Annotated in this window: 12 protein-coding genes, 1 other RNA gene and 5 pseudogenes; 5 read left to right on the top strand and 13 right to left on the bottom strand. The window is 65.1% G+C overall.

Annotated elements, in window-relative coordinates:
- Positions 1-160 precede the first annotated feature (160 nt).
- Positions 161-1,526 (bottom strand): annotated as a pseudogene (locus J5I97_RS03480) (IS5 family transposase).
- A 209-nt stretch (positions 1,527-1,735) separates the two neighbouring features.
- Positions 1,736-1,909: pseudogene (locus J5I97_RS03475) on the bottom strand (transposase); the annotation flags it as partial.
- 175 nt (positions 1,910-2,084) lie between these two features.
- Here J5I97_RS03475 and J5I97_RS03470 point away from each other — a divergent pair.
- The gene (locus J5I97_RS03470) at positions 2,085-2,540 is read left to right on the top strand and encodes a hypothetical protein (RefSeq protein ID WP_345776697.1); all 456 of its coding nucleotides are present in this window, start codon (positions 2,085-2,087) and stop codon (positions 2,538-2,540) included.
- 20 nt (positions 2,541-2,560) lie between these two features.
- Entirely contained in the window at positions 2,561-2,869 is a 309-nt protein-coding gene (locus J5I97_RS03465; protein WP_208589093.1) for a type II toxin-antitoxin system RelE/ParE family toxin, read from the top strand.
- 28 nt (positions 2,870-2,897) lie between these two features.
- Here the strand turns inward: J5I97_RS03465 and J5I97_RS03460 are convergent.
- The 7 genes from J5I97_RS03460 to J5I97_RS03425 all read right to left on the bottom strand — a co-directional run bounded on the left by J5I97_RS03460 (position 2,898) and on the right by J5I97_RS03425 (position 15,957).
- A protein-coding gene (locus tag J5I97_RS03460; RefSeq protein WP_208589092.1) for an IS3 family transposase occupies positions 2,898-4,041 on the bottom strand; the annotation gives its coding sequence in 2 pieces (ribosomal slippage) (positions 2,898-3,795 and positions 3,794-4,041; 1,146 coding nt in all).
- A gap of 171 nt (positions 4,042-4,212) precedes the next feature.
- On the bottom strand, positions 4,213-10,944 hold the full coding sequence (xopAD, locus tag J5I97_RS03450; RefSeq protein WP_208589091.1) for a XopAD/skwp family type III secretion system effector: 6,732 nt from the start codon (positions 10,942-10,944) through the stop codon (positions 4,213-4,215).
- A gap of 600 nt (positions 10,945-11,544) precedes the next feature.
- Positions 11,545-12,585: a zinc-dependent alcohol dehydrogenase family protein gene (locus J5I97_RS03445; protein ID WP_208589090.1), complete on the bottom strand. Its 1,041-nt coding sequence runs from the start codon at positions 12,583-12,585 to the stop codon at positions 11,545-11,547.
- A 159-nt stretch (positions 12,586-12,744) separates the two neighbouring features.
- Positions 12,745-13,482, bottom strand: a complete 738-nt coding sequence (locus J5I97_RS03440; protein WP_208591535.1) for an endonuclease/exonuclease/phosphatase family protein — start codon at positions 13,480-13,482, stop codon at positions 12,745-12,747.
- 49 nt (positions 13,483-13,531) lie between these two features.
- On the bottom strand, positions 13,532-14,326 hold the full coding sequence (locus J5I97_RS03435) for a thiol:disulfide interchange protein DsbA/DsbL (protein WP_208589089.1): 795 nt from the start codon (positions 14,324-14,326) through the stop codon (positions 13,532-13,534).
- Between the two features lie 90 nt (positions 14,327-14,416).
- A complete protein-coding gene (locus J5I97_RS03430) occupies positions 14,417-15,067 on the bottom strand; it encodes a thiol:disulfide interchange protein DsbA/DsbL (protein WP_208589088.1) in 651 nt (216 codons plus the stop codon).
- Between the two features lie 92 nt (positions 15,068-15,159).
- Positions 15,160-15,957, bottom strand: a complete 798-nt coding sequence (locus tag J5I97_RS03425) for a c-type cytochrome (RefSeq protein ID WP_208589087.1) — start codon at positions 15,955-15,957, stop codon at positions 15,160-15,162.
- Positions 15,958-16,100: 143 nt separating this feature from the next.
- Here J5I97_RS03425 and yihA point away from each other — a divergent pair, with 143 nt between their 5' ends.
- On the top strand, positions 16,101-16,724 hold the full coding sequence (yihA, locus tag J5I97_RS03420) for a ribosome biogenesis GTP-binding protein YihA/YsxC (protein ID WP_208589085.1): 624 nt from the start codon (positions 16,101-16,103) through the stop codon (positions 16,722-16,724).
- A gap of 333 nt (positions 16,725-17,057) precedes the next feature.
- On the top strand, positions 17,058-18,422 hold the full coding sequence (locus J5I97_RS03415; protein WP_208589083.1) for a glutamate--cysteine ligase: 1,365 nt from the start codon (positions 17,058-17,060) through the stop codon (positions 18,420-18,422).
- A gap of 367 nt (positions 18,423-18,789) precedes the next feature.
- On the opposite strand, the pseudogene J5I97_RS03410 reads toward J5I97_RS03415, so the two are convergent.
- Together J5I97_RS03410 and J5I97_RS03400 are read right to left on the bottom strand one after the other, a co-directional pair.
- Positions 18,790-19,029, bottom strand: a pseudogene (locus tag J5I97_RS03410) (ATP-binding protein); the annotation flags it as partial.
- Positions 19,030-19,214: 185 nt separating this feature from the next.
- Positions 19,215-19,806 (bottom strand): annotated as a pseudogene (locus tag J5I97_RS03400) (response regulator).
- Positions 19,807-19,884: 78 nt separating this feature from the next.
- On the opposite strand from J5I97_RS03400, the gene J5I97_RS03395 reads away from it, so the two are divergent.
- Positions 19,885-20,985 (top strand): glycosyltransferase, encoded by a 1,101-nt coding sequence (locus tag J5I97_RS03395; protein WP_208589082.1) that lies wholly within the window; start codon positions 19,885-19,887, stop codon positions 20,983-20,985.
- A 241-nt stretch (positions 20,986-21,226) separates the two neighbouring features.
- Here the strand turns inward: J5I97_RS03395 and J5I97_RS03390 are convergent.
- Together J5I97_RS03390 and J5I97_RS03385 are read right to left on the bottom strand one after the other, a co-directional pair.
- A non-coding RNA gene (locus J5I97_RS03390) (sX9 sRNA) lies at positions 21,227-21,302 on the bottom strand.
- Between the two features lie 61 nt (positions 21,303-21,363).
- Positions 21,364-22,108, bottom strand: a pseudogene (locus J5I97_RS03385) (CocE/NonD family hydrolase); the annotation flags it as partial.
- Between the last annotated feature and the right edge of the window lie 215 nt (positions 22,109-22,323).

Here is a 22,323-nt window from a genome sequence, read left to right as displayed (position 1 = left end):
CTTGGCGTGGTCCAATGACACTGTACTTGTGCAATGCAAGCCCAAGCGACGCCATCAGGAGTTCTTGGAATTCTTGAGGGACATCGAAGCGAACGTCCCCAAGCATCTGGACGTGCATCTGATCTGCGACAACTACGTCGTCGTCCCTGAAAAATCCCCTTCAAGCGCCAAGTGCCGTCGGTGACAGCGGCACGGCGCTAAATGACGACCATCCCATCGCCCGCCTCCAGGCACGCAAAAACGCGATCCAGCGCAGCAGCCAGCGCAGGGTGTAGCCAGCGGCGCAGCCGAGCACGTGCAGCGCATCGCCTTGTGCACCTTCAGCCTGCAGCGAGGCAACCTGCAGTCGTCTTTCAGATGTCCGATCACCGGCTCCACCGCCTGCCGTCGCTTGATCCAGCGCCATTGCCGTCGCGTCAGCGTCTTGGCCTTGCCGCGATGCAGGACCTGCACGCCATCGACTTCGCGCCCGCGATCGCCCAGGTCCACGATCGCCACCGTCGGTTCTACGCGCACATCCTGCAGCAACCCGCGTGTCTGCTCCAGCTGCTCGGCCAAGGTATCCCCGTCGTACGGGTTGCCCGGGAAGCTGCGCGCACCCACGACCAATCCCTTGCAGGCGGTGACCGCAATGCCGACCTTGACGCCAAATTCGTACGCTTGACGCGCCTTGCCCTTGCCGATGCATTCCACTTCCGAGGCATGCAATGCGTACAGTTTTTGTTTGTCCTTCGGACGCTGCGTGTACAGCCGTTGCGCACGTTCCAGCCAGACCGCGATGCGCTCGCGCACGCCGGTGTTTACCTGATCGAGTTTGCGTTGGATGTCGCGCATGAGCCGTCCCAGCACTGTGCGTTGACGTCGCAGCACGCGCCGCATGCGCTTGAACTGGCGCGCATGCGCATACCGACCTGCCTTGCGGCTCAGGCCAGGCCTTGCCGCGCGTCGCTCTGCCGCAATCCGATGCCGTGCCGCTTGGCCAGTAACACCAGCTTCTTGCGTGCTACCTCCAGCAAACGGCTGTCGGTCGGATAGGCGATCGCCTTCTCTTGCACCGTGGTGTCCACGATCACCCGCGACAACTCGCGTGCGTCCACCGCCTGCATCGCATGCGCGGCGTTGATGGTGTGCGCCAGCAGCTCTTCCATCCCGGCCTCACCCAGGCGCTGCCGCCAGCGCGTCAGCGAGCTGGCATCGCACGGCAAGCGCGTCTGGAACACGACCTCGCCAGTGAAGAATTGCCAGTACGGATTCTCCAGCCAACGCTCGCACACCGCTTCATCGGACAGGTCGTCGGCGTGTTTGAGGTAGAGCAAACCGGCAATCAGCCGCACCGGCAATGCCGGCCGACCGCCACCGGCCTGGGTGGCCGGCAAGCGCGATGAAAGTGCTTGCTCCAACGCCGTCCACGGCATCCGTTGGCTCAGCTGCGCCAGCGGATGACGCAGATCGATCTGGTTCTCCAGGCGCGAACGCAACAACTCCTCGGCGGGCATGTGCTCGGCAGCAGGACGGCGTGTACGCATGAGTGAAAATTGCCAGAAACCAGCCTTCAGCGTAGCGAACACTGGTAGTTTTGGCACGCCGGTGCAGACATCAAGGCCTTGCGGTCGTTGGGCGGTTGGGGTTTTTCAGGGGCGACTAATTCTGATGCACGACCAGCTCGCGCACGCCTGCAGGCAGGCCAGGTCGACCAGAGGGTCGGCAGGGATTGAGGATTGGCACCGTCGGTGTGGTCCGCCTCGGCGCGCTGCACCACGCCAGGCTTGCCGAACTTGCGCAGCCAGGCGTAGAGGCTGTGCGTGGTGACGCCCAGTCGCTCGGCGACTTCTGCCACCTTGAACCCACGATCGGTCACTTGCCGGACCGCCTCGATCTTGAACTCATCCGTATACCGCTTGCTGCTCATGGACACCTCCGAATCTCCCATTCTCCATGGCCTTGAGATGTCTAGGAAACCCTGAGCGTATCAGTCTACAAAACGAACGTTTTCGGACCGCCAGACGCCTTGCACGTCATCCATAAATTATGCACAATCAACCTACTTAATATGAACATGATTGACGAGGGACAACATGCAAAGCATGACTATTGAACAGCTTCGCGTCGCCAAGGCATCCGGCGGTGTTGCTGGCGTCACCCTGAAAGGGGAGGGCGGCGCGTTCTTCGTCCAGATCGCTACGCGGAACGGTCCGGCCGCCGTGTTGGCGAAAGCGCGCAGCACCGAGCCGCGCAAGTTTGGCAATCCAGCCGCCGCCCTGCATGTGTTGCTCGATATCGGCATCACGGTAGGAGCGTTCGACGCGAGCGCTTGGAACCCCGACGCTAAGCTGGAAACAGCCGGCACCCGTGGTCGCTCCGAAGCGATGCGCAAGGCGCACGAGGCTGCCGCTTACACCCACTGGCTGGCACTGGAGATTGGCGACGCTATCAAAGATCCTCGGCCTAACCTGTCGCACGACGAAGTGATGGCCGAAATGGACGCCGACATTTCTGCGCTTGAGGCCGAACACAAGCCGGCTCGCAGGAAGCGGGCATGAGCATGTCGGTCAACTGACTTATGGCGAAGTACCCCACCCACTATCGCATCGAGTGGCGGCCCAAGGCCCGTGACGATCTGCGCGCGATCGTCCGCTATATCGGCAAAGACAATCCCACCAGAGCGCGCAGTTTCGGCCAGGAGCTACGCGACAAAACCACCCCGCTTGCCCAGCATCCAGAGCTAGGACGTACCGGACGCCCAGGGTTGCCGGATGGAGTTCGCGAGCTGGTCGCTCACCGTAACTACATCGTGTTTTACCGGGTGCTAACTGAGGCCCGAACCGTAGAAATACTACGGATCAAGCACACGGCACAGCAGATGCCGTGAACTGATACGCCCAGGGTTCCGTAGACACTCAAGACCCTCGTTGCGCGTAGCGCCGCTCGAACTCTGCAGGCGACAGGTCGCCAGTTGAACCATGACGGCGTTTTGGGTTGTAGAACATTTCGATGTAGTCGAACACCTCGGTGCGTGCGGCCTCTTTGGTGGAATAGATCCGCCGCCTGATCCGCTCGCGTTTGAGCAGGCCGAAGAAGCTCTCCACGGGTGCGTTGTCGTGGCAGTTGCCACGCCGACTCATGCTGCACACCAAGCCATGGGACGCCAGGAAACTCTGCCAGTCATCGCTGGTATAGACCGACCCTTGGTCCGAGTGAACCAGGCAACCAGCGCTGGGTTTGCGCCGCCAGACCGCAGACAACAAGGCCTGCACGACCAACTCGGTATCGGCCCGATCGCGCATCGCCCAGCCGACGACCTGCCTGGAAAACAGATCGATCACCACAGCCAGATACATCCAGCCTTCCTGCGTGCGGATGAAGGTGAAATCGCTCGCCCAGGCCGTGTCCGGCTTCGTCACGTCGAACTGTCGGTCAAGCAGGTTGGCCGCCGCCTTTCCCTGCGTCCCACCATGGAAGCGCGGTTTGCGACCATAGCCCACCTGGGCACGCAGTCCCTCGGTGCGCATCAGCCGATGCACCCGATGGCGACTGCAACGCTCACCCAGATCGCGCAGATCCTGGGCGATCTTGCGATGCCCATACACACTGCCGCTCGCCAACCAGTGGTGCTTGATCACTCCCAGCAGGCGTTGGTCTTGCTTTGCGCACTCACTGTCGGGCGAGCGTAACCAGGCGTCATAACCCGCCCGGTTGACGCGCAACACCCGACACATCGCGCACAGCCTGAATTCGCTGCGATGGGCCTGCATGAACGCGTACTTTGCCTTTACCCCTTGGCAAAGTACGCGGCGGCTTTTTTAGGATGTCGCGCTCTTCGGTAACCCGACGCAACTCTGCCTTCAGACGCCGAACCTCGGCGCTCTGGTCCGCCTCGGCGCGCTGCACCACGCCAGGCTTGCCGAACTTGCGTAGCCAGGCGTAGAGGCTGTGCGTGGTCACACCCAGTCGCTCGGCAACTTCTGCCACCTTGAACCCACGATCGGTCACTTGTCGGACCGCTTCGATCTTGAACTCATCCGTATACCGCTTGCTGCTCATGGACACCTCCGAATCTGCCATTTTCCATGGCCTTGAGATGTCTACGGAACCCTGGGCGTATCACGTCGCGTCAGCGTCTTGGCCTTGCCGCGATGCAGGACCTGCACGCCATCGACCTCGCGCCCGCGATCGCCCAGGTCCACGATCGCCACCGTCGGTTCAAGGCAGGGCTTATTCCCAATCGTCGATCTCCTCGCAGCCCGGCGGCGCATTCACCCCGCTGAAGGCCGCCTGCGCAGGCGCCTGCAGTTCGCGCTGATCGGCCTGTGAGACGCCCCGAAGCTGCAGCGCAAAGCTGTCCTTGTACAGGTCGTGGAATTGCTCCTTGAGCTTGAAGGTGTCCGGCGTGTGGAACTGGATCTCCCAGAGCGCGCCTTCGGGGCTGCGCAGCGTGACGTTGACTGCCTTGAATGCCTGCCGGTACCGCATGAACAAGTTGACCAGCTTGACGCGCACATGGCCCTGATCGTCCAGAGAGGCCAGCATGCCGCGCAGGCCGGCAGTGAAGTGCCGCGGCTCCAGTACCACGCTATAGCGCAGGGCGTCGTTTATGCCAGCGGCCGCTTCTTCCAGGGTCTTGTGTTTCAAAGCTATCTGCTGCTCGAATTTTTCCACCAGCGAGCCGGGCGATTTGAATTGATGGCGCATTCCCTCCAGTCGCCCACCATGGAGCTCGGCGGCGCGCGTCAGCATGTCGGTGACCACGGGCTCCATCTCTCTGGCGCGTGTGAGCAGGGCCTCGGTCGCACGCACGATGTCCTCGTGTTTCACGGCGCGCAGGCGCTCGGCCGGCGGTGGCGGCGAGTCGATCAGGCCTGCCTGCTGCAGCGCGTGCAGCGCGTCTTGCATGACGCCCGCCGCCATCGTCGGCATGTTCTGCAGGAGCACCTTGGTCTGCTCGGCGTCGAAGCGGCCCTCGTGCATGGCCCGGGCAGTCGTCTTGCCGTACGGCACGCTGCGTACCCGCTCGGCGAACGCTCGCTCGGATCGTTCGCAAGACTCCACGATCTTGGCGAACAGCGCTGTGCCGGTGTCGGATTTCAGCGCATCGGTTCCTACCTTAATGGCGATAGTGAACAGGTTGCGCATGCTCAGTTCCGGCTCGTCGGGGATGAGCCCTGGTTGCCCCTCCGGGAACTGCGCATGCGACAACAGGCACACCGGGTAGTTGTCGAGGATGGCGCGCAGACGTGCGTCGGCATCGGGCGCGGCCATGTAGGCACGGGCGAGCGTTGGGAACGCTTCAGCCAGCGCGTCGGGCAGGTGCGGCGCCTCGGCTGAGCGAGCCGTCGCCGGTTCGAGCTCAAGCAGCTGCGCGTGCAGCAGTTCGGCCGCTTCACGCGCCTCTGGCATATGGGCGCGTCCGATCGCTTCGCGCGCCTGGGCGCGCAGTTGCCCCAACAACACCCGGGGATCTGTGGTCTCGCCGTCGAGCACCTGGCGCAAGCCGTCGCGCAGGTCGCGCTCGATACCGTCGTAAGTACCGAACATCATCTTGCGCGCCATTGCCTCGCGCAGCTGGTCGGGCTGCGCCATGAAGCGCGCCGCCAGGGTGCTGGCCGTGCCCATGACCTGGCCGCCACGCTGCAGCGACATGATCTCGGACAGCCGCCCGGGCTGGTAGTGGCCGGTGTCTGGGTCGATGGCCGGCGTGGCGGTCTTCGGCGGTTTGAAGGAGCGTGGCTGGCCGCGCCGCACCTCACGATCGGCCATCTCGCGCGCGATCAGCTCCGCCAGCCTGGGGTAGCCCGCGTACACGAACGCATCGTCACCGTCGGTGTCCATGTTGCGCTTGCGCAGCTCCGGGATCGGCAGGGCGCCCATGCGCCCGGGTTCTACGATGTCCTTGAGCCGCAGGCTGCCGGTGCTGAGCATGTCCTGCGGCACGGCACCGCGGTCGCGTCCGGCCGTCCAGCGCGACAGGGTCTTGAGATCTTCCTTGGAGCAGGCCAGGTCCACGTCGGCGAACTGCGCCGGCCAGTTCCGCGCCGGCACCACGATGAGCATGCCCTTGCTGTGCAGCATCGCCGGGCCGCTGCCGGCTGCGTCGCCCGAGCTGTCGTCGAAGCCGGTGTAGCTGTACTGGATGCCGAAGGACTGCGAAAGGAACTCGGCCGTGGCATCGCCCTGCGCTGCGGTAGCGACATGCGCCTGCGGCACCGGCAGCAGGTTCTCCTTGTCGTAAGGCGGCTTGCCGACCAGCAAGGCGCCGCCGGCGGCATCGAAGGCGCCGCTGCGCTCGCGCGGCAGGTGCACCTTGTTGTCGGCGGAGGGCACCGCCCGGATTCTCTGGCCCTCGTAGCCGCCGCTGGTGGCCAGCTCGTACAGCGCCAGTTGGCTCAGCTTGGGCGGCAGCGCCTGCAGCCTGCGCCGCATCGCCTCGTGCGCCTCTTGCAGCGCCGCCTGGTCGCGCGGGAAGTGCTGCAGCGCCTGCGGTGCCAGCCGCGTGGGTCCCTTGTCCTTGGCCAGAAGGTCGCGCTGGGCTTGGCTGGCCCGGCCGGCCTGCACCGCTTCCCAGGCACAGACGCGCTCACGGAAGGCCGGGATGCGCAGGGCCACCTCCAGCTTCAGAAAGCCGCAGCCATCGTTGGGGCACAGCGCCAGGGGGCGCCCGTCGGGGGCTGTGAGCTTGAACGGGTGCGCAGGGCCGCTGACGTCGTCGAAAAAGCCCAGGCGCAGCGTGCCCTCCACGACGTGGTCGCTCGGCACCATCTCCAGCAGCGAGCGCTGCATGCGCGACCAGTCCTCGCGCTGCGGGGCCAGCTTGGCGATGAGCTTCATCAGGCTGCTGCCCGGGACGGTGTCGGCATAGCGGATCGCCGGCAGCAGCGACGGCGATGCAGAGGCGCCGGACAGCAGATCGGCGGGGCGGCTCATGTTGCCGCGCGTGGCGCGGCTGCCGCCGAACATGTCGAAGCGCCAGGGCTCGTCCTGGTAGGTGAGCGTGCGCGCGAGCATGAACGTCGAAATCGATCCCGGCAGCTGAACCTCCACCAGCGGCAGGCCCGTCAGCCGCGTGAACAGCGAGTAAGGCTTGTCCGTCTCGGCCGCGTTGGTCGACACTTGCTTGCCACGCAGATCGACCACGATGTGGGTGGTGCTGCCAATGCCGGGTGCCGGCACGACGGGCTGGCCGGGTGCCGAACGCATGCCCAGGCGCCCGGCGCCCAGGTCGAAGCGGCTCGGTGGATGGGCCTGCGCGATCCTTGGCGCCTCCTTGGCCATGCGCCGGTCCAGGGCGTCGAACACCTGGTCGCCCGCCTCGATCTGCGCGATCAGGTTCCAGCTCATCTCGCCGAGGTCCGCCTCGATGGCCTCGCGCGTGCGCTCGAGCGTCTGGTCGACCCATTGCGCCAGCTGCTCGCGGCGCTGGCGCAATTGCTGGCGCGCGCCTTCGAGGTGGCGCGGCTTCCATTGCCGGCTCACCACCGCGTAGGTCTTGAGCACCTGGAAGAACGTCAACGCCGGGCAACGCGTGGCGTGCTGTTCGGTCTGGGCCGATGCACGTGAGCCACCGACTGTGAGGTACGAGTCGATCTTGCGCGCTACGATCGGCTGCAACGTGTTGAATACGCGCAGGGCGTGACCGCGATGGCGAGGGGTCAGCTCCGGACTGCGGATCAGCGGCAGCAGGCCCATGCACAGGCTGCCTAGCCCCTCGAGGTTCGTTTCGCGTAATCCATCGTCGTGCATGAGCGCTGCGACCCGCTCCAGCGCTGGTCGTGCCAGGGGGCGTATCTGGCGATGAAGCTGCGCCGATGAAAGGGCCTTGAAGAGCACTCCGATCTCCGAGACCGAGGCGGACGCGAAGCGCTCGCGACGCAGCTCCAGGTGCCCGGCCAGCGCCTGCAATTTGGCACCACCCAAGGTCTGGAACTCTTCCTCGTCGTCCACCCGCAGCAGACGGGATATCGCGTTGCCCACCACGGCGAGCCAGCGCATGGAGAACTGCTGCCATGGCAGCTCGGCCGAGCCTGCGCGCTCGGCGAGCAGCAACGCTGTCTGGCGACAGGCCACCCCTCCGAGCAATTTGCTCAACGCATTGAGCGACAAGGCCACGTGTTGCACTTCCAGGGCGTTGCGCAAATCGTGGTCCGTAGCCAGCCGCCCGGCCAAGGCGTCGATGGCCTTCTCGCAGCTCGCGCGTACGGGCCATTTGCTCAGTGCGTTGAGCGCGTTGGCCACGTGTTGCGGGTTGAGGGCGTTGCGCAAACCGGCATCGTCGGCCAGCCGCGAGGCTAGCGTACTGGCGGCGGCCTCGCAGTCCGGCGTGTCGGGCCATTTGCTCAGGGCGTTCAACGTGTTGGCCACGCCTTGCGGGTTGAGGGCGTTGCACAAACCCCGCTCGTTGGCCAGCCGCGAGGCCAGCGCGCTGGCGGCGGCCTCACAGACCGGCGTGTCGGGCCATTTGCTCAGGGCGTTCAACGCGTTGGCCACGCCTTGCGGGTTGAGGGCGTTGCACAAACCCCGCTCGTTGGCCAGCCGCGGGGCCAGCGCGCTGGCGGCGGCCTCGCAGTCCGGCGTATCGGGCCATTTGCTCAGGGCGTTCAACGCGTTGGCCACGTGTTGCGGTTCAAGGGCGTTGCGCAAACCGGCATAGTCGGCCAGCCGCGAGGCCAGCGCGCTGGCGGCGGCCTTGCAGTCTGGCGTGTCGGGCCATTTGCTCAGGGCGTTCAACGCGTTGGCCACGCCTTGCGGGTCGAGGGCGTTGCACAAACCGCGCTCGTCGGCCAGCCGCGAGGCCAGCGCGCTGGCGGCGGCCTCACAGTCCTCCGTTTTGGGCCATTTGCTCAGTGCGTTCAACGCGTGGACCACGCCTAGCGGGTCGAGGGCCTTGCACAAATCGGAATCGTCGTCGGCCAGCCGCGAGGCCAGCGCGCTGGCGGCGTCCTCGCAGTCCTGCGTGTCGGGCCATTTGCTCAGGGCGTTCAACGCGTTGGCCACGTGTTGCGGTTCGAGGGCGTTGCGCAAACCGCGCTCGTCGGCCAGCCGCGAGGCCAGCGCGCTGGCGGCGGCCTGGCAGTCCGGCGTGTCGGGCCATTTGCTCAGTGCGTTCAACGCGTTGGCCACGCCTTGCGGGTTGAGGGCGTTGCGCAAACCGCGCTCGTCGGCCAGCCGCGAGGCCAGAGTGCTGGCGGCGGTCTTGCAGTCCGGCGTTTCGGGCCATTTGCTCAGGGCGTTGAGCACATTGGCCACGTGTTGCGGTTCGAGGGCCTTGCACAAACCGCGATCGTCGGCGCGATCCTCGGCCAGCCGCAGGGCCAGAGCGCGGGCGGCATCCTCGCAGTCCTGCGTGTCGGGCCATTTGCTCAGGGCGTTCAACGCGTTGGCCACTTCTTGCGGTTTGAGGGCGTTGCGCAAACGGCGCTCGTCGACCAGCCGCGCGGCAAGCCCGCGGGCGGCCTTCTCGCAGACCAGCGTGTCGGGCCATTTGCTCAGGGCGTTGAGCACATTGGCCACGCCTTGCGGGTCGAGGGCGTTGCACAAACGGCGCTCGTGGGCCAGCCGCGCGGCAAGCGCGCGGGCGGCGGCCTTGCAGTCCGGCGTGTCGGGCCATTTGCTCAGTGCGTTCAACGCGTTGGCCACGTGTTGCGTATCCAGGGCTTGTCGCAAATCGTGGTCCGCAGCCAGCCGCCCGGCCAAGGCGTCGATGACCTTCCCGCAGCTCGCGCGTCCGGGCCATTTGCTCAGTGCGTTCAACGCGTTGGCCACTTCTTGCGAGTTGAGGGCGTTGCGCAAACGGCGCTCGTCGGCCAGCCGCGAGGCCAGAGCGCTGGCGGCGGCCTCACAGTCCTGCGTATCGGGCCATTTGCTCAGTGCGTTCAACGCGTTGGCCACGCCTTGCGGGTTGAGTTGGTTGCGCAAAGGGCGATCGTCGGCCAGCCGCGCGGCGAGCGAGTGCGCCATGGACCGGCAGTCCGGGTGATCGAACCACTTGCTGAAGGCATTGAGTGCCAAGCTGATGCCCTGCGCCTTCAGAGACTGCCGGGTGCGGTGTTCACGCTGCAGGTAACGTGCCAGGCGAGCCGCCGCGCGTTCGCACCTGCTGCTGTCGGTGTTCTTGGCAAAGGCGTTCAGTAACAGGGCCAGTTCGCGAGCATGCAGACCCAAGCGAGCATCGGTCTGCTCCACCTGTCCGGCGATCCACGCGATTGCCTGCATGCACGCCGGCTGGTCCGGGTGCTTGCTCAGCTTGTTGCCCACATGGGCCAGCTGTGCCAGCGATGCACCGTTGAACCACCCGGTCTTGTAGAGATACTCCGCCGCGAGGTCGGTGCAACGATCAAGATCGTCTTGCGTTAAGCTTGGGGCCGGCCCTGCATTATTAATTATTTGAAGGTATTTGTTGAGCCGCTGCGCATTGGTTTCCGCGTTGTTGCCCTCATCCAGAAAGGGCAGGGCCAGCTTGCACTCCATACGACGCGCCAGCTCGTTGTCCTGTGCCATGGCGACGCACAGGCGAGCGTTGTGGGTCTGAGCTAGCCGGCTGGGCGTATCCAACTGTCGCCAATACCGCTCTACCTCTTTCTGCAGCCGTGTTTTTGCCGCCGGGTCGAGCTTTTGTTCGGCCAGGCGAAGAGCCGTTGTCGTCAGCTCCAAGCCATCATGCTTTGGCCGCTGTTGTGGCCGCCGATACAGCTCTTGCTCTTCCCGCGGCCGTTTCCTCGCCACCCGATCGGGCTGTTGTTCGGTCAGGCAAAAATCCTTCGTCCGCTCCAAGCCATGCGTTGGCCGCCGATGCGACGACGCGGCGCTGGCGTCAGCGGGCATTTTGTCCGGGCGCCGTCCGGGCGCGGTATCGTGCCAGTGGGTGGAATCATCGAGCCGGTGCGAGTGAGTCGCCGGCTGTTGCTGGGCGCGCCCGTCCCATGCGCCGCCACGTGCTCCGGGTCGTGCATGCACGGGCAAGGGCGCCCTGCGTTGCGGTGCCGTTCCAGGCTCCTCCTGCTCTACCCGTCGCCGTTTGGGCGGCCGTGGAAGCGGCGGCTTACTGCCGCTGGTGCTAGTGCTAGGCTCAGCCTGCTTCAAGACCTGCCTGGGGGGATGCTCCTCTCGACGGAGAGACCTGTTTGTGCCGGATGAGCCCGGCTTGAAGGTGACCGGTGCCATGCCGCGCATCTTGACCGATCCACCTGCGAAGCGGCCTGCACAACGCGAAGCATTCAAATCGTTGGCGAACGCGCTCGCTGCGGGTGGGCAGTCGGTACTTCACCTGCAGCTCTTCACATGCTGCGAATGACGTAGCGGTCGTTCTTGTTGGCAGGCCGTTGAACGACCTATCGATGCAGACCTTGCTCGCCGACCTCGACGCATCGTTGGACTAGGAGGGAGTGATGGCAGCATGCGCGGAGTAGACGCATATATCGGCCCACGCCCGTGTGCGCCTGTCGCACGTTGGCAGCGGTCCCTCCGGTCCCTCGGATCGACCGACGACCGACGACCGACGGCGCCGATGCGTATCGATGGAACGTACGCGCGCAGGCATGGCGTGGCGGCGGCCGGTCAGAACTCGGTGACGATAGTCACGCCCGTTGTCTCGAACCGATCCATGTTCATCAGCGCATCGATGGACTGGTGGAGGGAGATGGTTTTGCCGATCAGCTTTTCGGGCGCCAGCTTGCCTGCGCCGATCATCTCCAGCAGCGCGTCATAGCGGTGCGCCTGCATGCCATGGCTGCCGTAGATCTCGAGTTCGTGGGAAATGACCTTGCTCATCGGTATCGCGGGCTGGCTGTGATCGGACAGCATGAGCCCGACCTGGACATGCTTGCCGCGGCGTCGCAAGTTATCGATGGAATTGAAGCAGGTGGTCGGATGGCCGAGCGCATCCAGCGACACGTGCGCGCCACCCTTTGTCGTTTCTCGCACAGCTCCGACGACGTCGGCGACGCGGCTCGCGTTGACGGTCGCCACAGCACCGAGCGAGCGGGCCAGTTCCAGCGCCTCGTCCGAGATGTCGATGGCGACGACGTTCGCTCCGATGGCGGTCGCGATCATGACCGCGGACAGTCCCACGCCACCGCAGCCATGAACCGCCACCCACTGTCCGGCCGTTGCCTTGCCTTGATCGACGACGGCACGGAACGCGGTGACGAAACGACAGCCCAGACTCGCCGCCGTGGCGAAGTCCATGCTGTCGGGCAGCGCGACAAGATTCAAATCCGCCTTGTGTATCCCGACATAGGCGGCGAACGAACCCCAATGAGTGAAGCCCGGCTGGAATTGGCGATGGCATACCTGTTGATTGCCGCTGTCGCATTCCGCGCAAGCGCCGCAGCCACCGACGAAAGGAACGGTGAGGCGATCGCCGACCTTCCACTTTGTGACGTCCTTGCCCACCTCGGCAACGATGCCCGCCAATTCGTGACCGGGCACGTGCGGCAGCCGGATATCCGGGTCATGGCCTTTCCAGCCATGCCAATCGCTGCGGCAGACACCCGTGGCGCGGACCTGAACGACCACGCCGTGACGCTCGGGCGTTGGATCTTCGACCGTCAGCAGATGGGGAGGCTGGGAAAAGGCTGTGTAGACGACAGCTTTCATGTGAGTCCTGGATGGTGCAACAGTGCGACGACATGCGCACGGCCCGGCGGTCCGCGCTCGCCTGGCGACTGCGCAGTAGTTTTGATAGCGCCTCTTATGCACACATTCGATTTATCCACATGTTGCACCTGATTCTTGAGAGCAACACTTTCGCGTCGTCTAACGCAGCAGCTGCGATGGCACGCGGATATTCATACCCACCGCCAGATGATCGGAAAACGCGGCCGGAATCGCCTCGGTATGTTCGATCACCAGACTGTCGCTGACCAGGATGTGGTCGATCGCCCGATCCGGTCGCCAGCTGGGAAACGTGTGCAGCACACAGCTCGGCGGTTGCAGACGCGTGTGGATATACAAGGCCTGCATTTCCGGTCGATCGGCCACGCAGTTGAAGTCGCCCATCAACATCGCGTTGGGATGATCTGACAACAACTCGGCGATAAAGGCCAATTGCGCCATGCGTGAATTTGCGCCCAGCGACAAGTGCGCCACGGCCACCGCAAGACCGTCGCGGCCTTGGCCGAACTTGGCCAGCAGGATGCCGCGCCCGCCGATGCGGCCTGGCAGGGCGTGATCCTGCACCTCCACCGGTTCCAACTTGCTCAGCAACCCATTCGCGCTGGAGGCCACCCCGCCCATGCGGCGGTTGGGTTGGTGGCTCCAGTAATCGAAACCGGCGCGCTCGGCCAGGTAGTGGGTCTGGTTGGTGAAGCCCGAGCGCAGACTTCCCGGATCGGCTTCCTGCAGGCCTACGATGTCGCGTTCGCCGGCCAGCTTGGCGATGCTGTCCAGGCTGGTGCGCTTGCTGCCCAGCGGCAGCGCGTGCGACCAGCTGCGGGTTACATAGTCGCTATAACGGCGGGTGCTGGAACCGGCCTGGATATTGGCGGTCAGCACCCGCAGGGTGCGCGAGTCCGAAGCGTTCACGACGTTGCGATCGCTCGGCTTACTTGGCCAGCGTGGCGCGTTCGCGCGCGATCAGGTGATCGGCGATGCGCAGCATGTCCGGGAAGTTCTGCCCCTTGACCAGATACTTGCCGTTGACGATCAGCGTCGGGGTGCCGGTGATCTTGCTGCGCTTGGCGAACTGCTTGGCGCGGTTGGTCTTGGCCGACACGCCGAAGCTGCTCATGGTGTTGATGAAGGTGTTCTGGTCCACGCCGTACTTGGCGTAAAACGCAGCGATGTCCTGCACCGAATCCTTGCCGCGCTCGCCCTTGAGGGTTTGCTCGACGTGGATGGCCTTGTACAGCGCTTCGTGGGTCTTTTCCTGCACACCCAGCGTTTCGGCGGCATAGAAGGCGCGGCCGTAGTCATCCCACGGGCCACCGAACATCGCCGGCACGTAGACAAAATGCACGTCCGAGGGCAGACCGGCCTTCCACGGCCCGATCAGCGGCTGGAACGCGTTGCAGGCGGGGCAGACATAGCCGAACACCTCGGCCACTTCGATCTTGCCGGCAGCCTGCTGATACGGCTGGCCACCTTCGATATCCAGATAGTCGGTGCCGGCGACCGGATCGGGGCCGTTCGGTGCACGCGGGGCAGCGCTGGGCGCGGCGGCCGGCGGCGTGGCGGCGCGCTCGCCAACCGCAGGCGGTGCGGCGGCGGCAGCCGGCGCAGGTGCCGTCTCGGCAGCCGGGGCGGCGGCAGGCGCGGTGTCGGACGAGCCGTCCTGGGCCTTGCAGGCGACCAGGATCGGCAGCAGCGCCATCAGCGTCAGGGCGAAGCGGGTCTTCATCGGATTGGATCTCCAGCGTGGGACGAGGAAAAGGCCGGGCGGCCGCGGGGCGCATGATGCCACGGGCGGCAGTCGGTGGCCGTTTGGGGTTCAGCGCTTGGCCGGCGCGGCGTGCTCGCGGGCGATCAGGTAGTCGGCCACGCGCAGCATGTCGGGGTAATTGCGCGCCCCGATCAGATAGCGCCCGTTGACGATGATGGCCGGCGTGCCGGGGATCTTGCTGCGCAGCGCGAACTCGCGTGCGGCCTTGAGTCTGGCGTCCACCGCTTCGCTCTTGAAGGTCTCGATGAAGCGCTGCTGCGCAATACCGTAACCGGCATAGAACGCGGCCAGTTCTTCCGGGGCCACGTTCTGGGAGGGCACGCTTTGCTTTTCGTGGATCGCATCGAACATGGCGCGATGGCTGCGCTTGGCCACACCCAGAATGTCGGCGGCCAAGTAGGCGCGCGCGAACGCATCCCAGGAGCCGCCGAATGCCGCCGGCACCGGAGTGAAGCGCACATACGGCGGCTGCTTGGCCACCCAGGCGTCCAGCACCGGCTCGAAATGCGCGCAGTGCGGGCAGGTGTAGCCGAACACTTCGGCTACTTCGATCTTGCCGGCCAGCGGGGCGTACGGCTGGCCGTCGTCGATCAGCAGATAGTCCTCGCCTTCGACCGGCGGCGCATTCTTGTCGATGGCACAGGCCACCAGCGGCACCAGGCTCAATAACAGCAGGGACAGGCGGGAAAGCAGATTCATGCGGGCTCCGTGGGGATGCGAGGGGGGATGAAACGACGACGCCGGTCGCGGGACCGGCGTCGTGAAACGGTGTGGCAGCTGCGGCAGTCAACTCATGAGCGTGCGGGTGTCCCGGCAGGTGCCCGTGCGGCGGCCGCATCGTCGGCGCGGTCGTGCAGACCCTGCAGATAACTGGCCAGCGCCTGGATCTCCTGCTCGGTCAGCGGGCGCGCCACCTGCGCCATGATATTGAACAGCGCCGGATTGCGCTCCTGGGTGGTGCCTGCCTGATATTCCTTCAGCCGCCGTGCCACGTACTCGGCATGCTGGCCACCCAGGCGCGGATACGCCGGCCCCGGATTGCCGCTGCCGGACGGGCCGTGGCAGGCCATGCAGGCCGGCACTGCGCGCGCGATGTCGCCGCCGCGGTAGAGTTTTTCGCCGACCTCGTAGAACTTCAGGCCCTGATACGGCCCGTCGCTGACCACCGCATCGTCGGCGACCCCGGCGGACGACTTCTGGGTGGCGAAGTAGGCACCCAGGTCGCGCATGTCCTGCGCAGTGAGGTCCCTGACGAACGGCACCATGACCGCAGACATGCCGGTGGTGCGCTCGCCGCTGGCGATCAGCGCGACCTGATGCGCCACGTAGCGCTCGGTTTGCCCGGCGATGCGTGGGTACATGGCCGCCGCCGGATTACCATCCTGGCCGTGGCAGGCCGCGCAGGCGACGGCCTTGGTCTGGCCTGCCTTGGCGTCGCCCCAGGTGGTTTTGGACAGGTCCACCTCCAGCGGCGCAACGCGCACGGGCGGCGGATCGGTGACCGGCGTGACCGCCGATTGCGCAAACGCCACGACCGCGATGACCGACACGGCGAGAGTGGCGAGGACAAGCACACGAGCATGGCGCATCAGCTAAAGCTCCGTATGGACCCGGCCCGCGCGCGTTGGGTGCTAGCTGTGGCAGGCGTGCTTGGATTATCGACACGCCTTTGCGCCAGGGTCAACGAACAGTGCAGCAAAACCGCCAAGCCCGAACGTGCGATCCTAGGGGGATGTCGCTCCTTATCGAACAAGCCCGCTACCACCTGTCTGCCCACAACGCCCGGCAATTGCCCGACGATGACGGCTACGAGGTTGCCTTCGCCGGCCGCTCAAACGCCGGAAAATCCAGCGCACTCAATGCGCTGACCCGCCAGAATGCACTGGCCCGCGTTTCCAAGACGCCTGGCCGCACCCAGCAGCTGGTGTTCTTCCAGATCCAGCCCGAGCGCTATCTGGTGGACTTGCCCGGTTATGGCTACGCCAAGGTGCCGCAGGACCTGCAGGCGCACTGGCAGGCCTTTATCGACCGCTATTTCCGCACCCGCGAAGCCTTGCGCGGGGTGGTGGTGGTCATGGATATCCGCCACCCGCTCAAGGATTACGACCTGCAGATGCTGGGCTATGCGGCCGAACGCGGCCTGCCCGCGCACGGCCTGCTGACCAAGGCCGACAAGCTCGGCCGTGGCCAACAGATGCAGACCCTGCAGAAGGTCCACAAAGAGCTCTCCGCCCGCTTCGGCGACAGCGTGACCGTACAGACCTACTCCGGCCAATCGCGCCAGGGCGTGGACGAACTGCGCAGCATCGTGGCTGGCTGGCTGGGCCTGGACTTGGAAGCGCCCGCGGCCGAGTGATGCCGTGCAGCAGGTGGTGGGGGCTCGGGCCGCCGATGCATGCGGCGTGAGCGGCGACGGACTTCGGCTCGCTGTCTGCGTTTGCGCGCGCCGACGGGTACGTTGGATGCCGAACCGTAAGGGCTCAGTTTGGCGATGTTGCCTTGCACGCATCCTGGCGAGGTGGGCTCAGATCACGCCGACGCTGCGATCGACTGCCGGCTCTGTTGGTATAAATCTCACGCCACGGCCGTGTCGCCAATCCTTTCCCGCCGGGCGGTTATAGTGCGGGCCTTGCGGTGGCAGGGGAGTCTCCCCACATCGCTCCACCCCTTCACATTTGCGAGCCTGTCCTTGTCGAGTCCCAGCTACGTCGTCGAAACGCCGATCACCGAACGCGCGGAACTGGTCCAGGTGCTGGCCTCCGGCGAGAAGCCCAGCGCGGATTGGCGGATCGGGACCGAGCACGAAAAGTTCGGCTTCCAGCTCGATGATCTACGCGCGCCCACCTTCGAAGGCGCGCGCGGCATCGAGGCCTTGCTGACCGGGCTGACCCGTTTCGGTTGGGAGCCGGTGCAGGAAAACGGCCACACCATCGCACTGCTGCGCGAAGGCGCGTCGGTAACGTTGGAGCCGGCCGGGCAGCTGGAACTCTCTGGCGCAGCAGTCGAAACCCTGCATCACACCTGCGTGGAAACCGGCACCCATCTGGATGAAGTGGCGCAGGTGGCTAGCGAGTTGCTGCTGGGCTTTCTCGGCATGGGCTTCCAGCCGAAATGGCGTCGCGACCAGATGCCGTGGATGCCGAAGGGCCGCTACCAGATCATGAAGAACTACATGCCCAAGGTCGGCTCGCTCGGTCTGGACATGATGACGCGCACCTGCACGGTGCAGGTCAATCTGGATTACGCCACCGAAGCGGACATGGTGAAGAAGTTCCGTGTATCGCTGGCGCTGCAGCCGATCGCCACCGCGCTGTTCGCCGATTCGCCGTTCACCGAAGGCAAGCCGAACGGTTATCTGAGTTACCGCTCGCACATCTGGACCGATACCGACGCCGATCGCACCGGCATGCTGGATTTCGTGTTCGACGATGGTTTCAGCTACGAGCGCTACGTCGATTACCTGCTCGATGTGCCGATGTATTTCTCCTACCGCAACGGCGTCTACGTCGATGCCAGCGGGCAGAGCTTCCGCGATTTCATGCAGGGCAAGCTGCCTGCATTGCCGGGGGCATTGCCCACACTGCGCGATTGGTCGGACCACATGACCACCGCGTTCCCGGAAGTGCGCTTGAAGAAGTATCTGGAAATGCGCGGCGCCGATGCCGGCCCCTGGGATCGTCTGTGCGCGCTGTCGGCGTTCTGGGTGGGCCTGTTGTATGACGACACCGCGCTGGATGCGGCCTGGGATCTGGTCAAGGACTTCAGCACGACCGAGCGCCATGCGCTGCGCGACGGCGTGCCCAGGCACGCACTCGGCCTGCCGTTCCGCAAGGGCACCGCGCGCGATCTGGCGGTGGAGGCAGTCAACATCGCGCGCGAAGGTCTGCGTCGGCGTGCACGCCTGAATCGCGACGGTCAGGATGAAACCGGCTTTCTGGACGTAATTGCCGAAATCGCCGAGAGCGGCGTCACCGCCGCCGAGCGCAAGCTGGCGCTCTATCACGGTGCATGGAACGGCGATGTCGATCGCGTGTTCCGCTCGTTCGCGTACTGAGCACGTGTTGCCGGCAGCGGTCGTAGAGCGCTGCTGATCTCGGGCACGTTGCTGTCTCCACAGGTGTGGATTCGGGCGGTGATCGCCGATCACGCTGCATCGTGCGCATGCGGCGATTCGGCTTTCCGGCTCTTCGACCGACCGGAGAGACGACGAGCGGGGGCTGGTCGTCACCTCAGGCGCCTTCTACGAGCATCGATCAAAACGCCTGTGCTCACCAGCAGGCGCGCACAACCGCGCCGGACGCGGATCCAGACGCATCATTCCACCGAGCAGATTAGCGGCCGATGCTCCGTGCTGCAGGTCTCACGTGTGCATGCCGAGCCGGGCGCGCAGTCTGCGTACATCTGATAACGGCGCGCCACGTCACTTGTTCGCATTGCGTAGAGTCGATGCCGGAGCCGTCGTCGTCGATCCACAGCACGCCGTCTTCGCCATCGCGCTGCAGCTGCAAGCGTGCGCGTTTGCGGTATTTCAAGGCGTTTTCCAGTAGATTCATCGCCGCGCGGCGCAATGCCAGAGGGTCGCCATCCAGGGTGATCGCCGGACCAGGCAGCAGTTCGGCGCCGATGTCGGTGGCGTTGTCGACCACGCTCTCCACCAGGATCTGGGTGCCGGCCGGCATGCGCGTGGACAGCAGCGCCACCACCTCCGGCGGGTGCACCGGCGGCTCGTAGATAGGGGTTCGCATCACCAGCAACGCGATACCCACCGCCTGGGCCGTGAGCAGCGCCACCGCCAGCAACACGAAGGTACGGTCGAAGATCGACAGCCCGCGACGTGCCGGTTTGCTCACAAGCGCGAGACGCCAGGCAGCAGCATGTAGCCTTCGTTACGGACGGTGCGAATCAACTCGGTATGGACACGTTCGTTGATCTTGCGGCGCAGGCGGCTGATCTGGCTGTGGACGGCGCGATCGTAGACATCGGTGTCGCGACCGCGGGTGTCGTCCAGCAACTGGTCGCGGCTCAGAACCCACTGCGGATGTTCGACGAAGGTACGCAGCAGCGCGAACTCCCCATCGGACAGATTGATGAAGATGGCGGCGCAGCAGGGCGCGCACCCGCGCCAGCAATTCACGCGGATTGCAGGGCTTTGCCAGGTAATCGTCGGCGCCCACTTGCAGACCGAATGATGCGGTCGGTGTCGTTGCCTAGCGCGCTGAGCATGATGACCGCAGGTGAACCGCGCTCACTGGCCAGGGCCGCGCAGCGCTCAGTCCGTCTTCTCCAGGCATCATCACGTCGAGTACGATGAGGTCCGGGCGGCGCTGCGAAATGCTATTGCGCATCTCCGCCGCGTTTCCGGCAACGTCCACCTGGTAGCCGTGGGCGCTGAGGAACTCGCCGATCAGCTTGCGCAGGGTGGCGGCTAGCGGATACATGGTGCTCGCAGTTGCAAGGCTGAAGCACTCATCAATAATGATCGAATTTGTCAACCATCGGCACACGTGTGACGCAACATGACAGAGCGGGACATCGCGCAGGAAACCATTGCATCGACGCTCCGCCCCTGCAATGGCGTGTGCACGCATGACAAGCCGTTTCCGATGATGCGGGTGATCAGCCGCGATAACGGCGTGGGGCTGACCCGTGACATGGTGCTAATGGCCGAAACGCTGCGCGATGGCGGCGTGCCGGTGCAGGAAATGGGATTCACCAGCCAGCGTTTGCAGGACACCGGGCGCGAAGCCCGCCTGTGGGCCAGCCGCGCGCTGTTCGGGCGTGTGCCGCTGCAGATCTTTTCCGAACGTGTATATGCGCGTTGCCTGCCGCTGGGTCGGATCAACCTTCTGGTGCCCAATCCGGAATGGCTGCTGCTCAAGTGGCTGCCGCTGCTGCCGCGCTTCGATGCGGTGCTGTGCAAGACCCATCACGCCGAGCGGATCTTCCGCAGCCTGGGATGCACTACGCGCTTTATCGGCTTCAGCAGCCCGGATCGGTACGACCCGCAAGTGCCCCGTCATCGCGCGTTCTTTCATCTGGCCGGGCGCAGCACCGCCAAGGGCACGCGCGTGCTGCTGGAGACCTGGCAGCGGCATCCGGAATGGCCGCCGCTGACGGTGGTGCAGAACCCGCGCACCGCTGGCAGGCCGGTGGTGGCGCCGAATATCGATCACCGCGTTCGCTACCTCGACGATGCCGAACTGCGTCGGCTGCAGAACGCGCATCTGTTCCATATCTGTCCGTCCGAGGCCGAAGGCTTCGGCCATTACCTGATGGAAGCGCTGAGCGTGGGAGCAGTGACGCTAGCCACCGACGGCGAGCCGATGAACGAATTGGTCAGGCCAGAGCACGGCGTGCTGATCCCAGTGGCCGAGGTGCGCCTGCGGCGTCTGGCGTCGTATTACTACGTGGACGCTGCGGGCATCGCCAGCGCAGTGGAAGCCGCGCTGGCGATGCCGCAGGCGCAGCTGGACAAGTTGTCAGCCAATGCGCGCGCGTTCTACCAAGCCAACGACGCCGCGTTTGCCGCGCGGTTTCGCACTGCGGTGCTGGCGTCGCTGCCGCAGCACAAGGTGGAGACCCCCGTGAGCGTGACGCCTGCCGTCGTCGAGAACTGACAGCTTTACCGTCCGCTTCGCAACAGCTGCAACATCGCAATCAGCGCATGCCAGCGATTGGGGTGCAGCGGCAAATGCGCGGCACATCCGCATGCAAGGCTTCCCCGACATGCGGCCCAGCCCCGCACCGGGCACGTGCATGCTTTGTGCGCACGTGCGCCATCCATCCAGGGAGATCGACGATGGTCCAGACGCGACCGACACTTGCTGTTACCAACGCGTTGCTTGCAACGCTAAGAGCGGCTAACAAAACGTAGCGAGCAGTCGTCAGGTGGGTGCGGACGGCGCGGAGGAACTAGAGTGTACGCGTGGTAGATGCCGATTCGAACACCGGCCGCGCCCGTCTGGCGGTGAACGCAGTCGTTTTGTTAGCCGCTCTAAGCCGTCGTTGAAGGCATTGCCCAGCAGCACGGCAGTGCCACGCGCGTTGAGTGCGGCCACATCGGTGGCCGGGCTGCGCAAGGCAACCCACGGCAGGAAGGCCTGCACCGCACCGTCGTAATCGCCGATGGCAACCCTTGCGCCGATCTGCGCCAGATTCGGGCCGGGACGCCCGTTCAACGCGCCGGCACCGACCCACAACCAGACCCCTTGTTGGCTGACGGTGCGATTGGAATGCAACGACGCCTCCAGATCAGCCCAGCCACTGAGCGCGGCCACCGCCTTGATGCGCGGGTCGCGCTCGACGGCCAGCAGGCTGATGCCCACCCCGTACGAAATACACGACGCGCCGATCGCGTTCGGGTTTGCCGGCGTATGCGCCAGCGCCCAGTCGATCCCCGCGCTGACGTCTTGCACGGTGTCCGCGCCGGCGATGTCGATCTGCCCGGCCGAATTCCAGAAACCGCGGGTGGTTGTAGCTGACAACCACGTAGCCGTCGCTGGCCAATTGGCTGGCGCGGCCCAGATATTCCAGGTTGGGTAACGACCAGCTGGCCGGCATCACGATCAGCGGAAACGGACTGCTGCCCTGCCCCTGAGGCACCAGCACCAGGGCGCCCATCGGCGCGCCATCCCAGCCGGGGATGCGTTCGTAGGTCTTGCTACAAGCGGCCGCCACCGCCGACGCAGATGCCACCAGCAACGCCATTGCGGCGATGCCCCCAGTCCAATGCTTGTTCATGCTGCTCTCTCCCACGCGAAGCCGGGCCGGGATGGCCCAGCGGCAACTGCCATGCATCCGTGGTACGTGAAAGAACGCTGCGAACGTACCAAACGGCACGGTATGGATCAAGGGCCAAGATTCGGGAGGCGACGAAGGTTAGCCAAGCTGGAGCGACACCCACTGCACGCTCCATCACGTAACCGCCCCTGCCGACACACCCTTCTCCCGCCTGC

Source organism: Xanthomonas fragariae, assembly GCF_017603965.1.
Lineage (GTDB): Bacteria > Pseudomonadota > Gammaproteobacteria > Xanthomonadales > Xanthomonadaceae > Xanthomonas > Xanthomonas fragariae_A.
The sequence above is the reverse complement of the archived record's forward strand: the minus strand, read 5'-3'. Positions and strand labels throughout refer to the sequence as shown.

Bases quoted from the DNA above. Each gene is read 5' to 3' on its own strand.
- J5I97_RS03470 (WP_345776697.1), top strand. From the start codon at position 2,085: ATGACTATTGAACAGCTTCGCGTCGCCAAGGCATCCGGCGGTGTTGCT.
- J5I97_RS03465 (WP_208589093.1), top strand. From the start codon at position 2,561: ATGGCGAAGTACCCCACCCACTATCGCATCGAGTGGCGGCCCAAGGCC.
- J5I97_RS03445 (WP_208589090.1), bottom strand. From the start codon at position 12,585: ATGAAAGCTGTCGTCTACACAGCCTTTTCCCAGCCTCCCCATCTGCTG.
- J5I97_RS03435 (WP_208589089.1), bottom strand. From the start codon at position 14,326: ATGAAGACCCGCTTCGCCCTGACGCTGATGGCGCTGCTGCCGATCCTG.
- J5I97_RS03430 (WP_208589088.1), bottom strand. From the start codon at position 15,067: ATGAATCTGCTTTCCCGCCTGTCCCTGCTGTTATTGAGCCTGGTGCCG.
- J5I97_RS03425 (WP_208589087.1), bottom strand. From the start codon at position 15,957: ATGCGCCATGCTCGTGTGCTTGTCCTCGCCACTCTCGCCGTGTCGGTC.
- yihA (WP_208589085.1), top strand. From the start codon at position 16,101: ATGTCGCTCCTTATCGAACAAGCCCGCTACCACCTGTCTGCCCACAAC.
- J5I97_RS03395 (WP_208589082.1), top strand. From the start codon at position 19,885: ATGACAGAGCGGGACATCGCGCAGGAAACCATTGCATCGACGCTCCGC.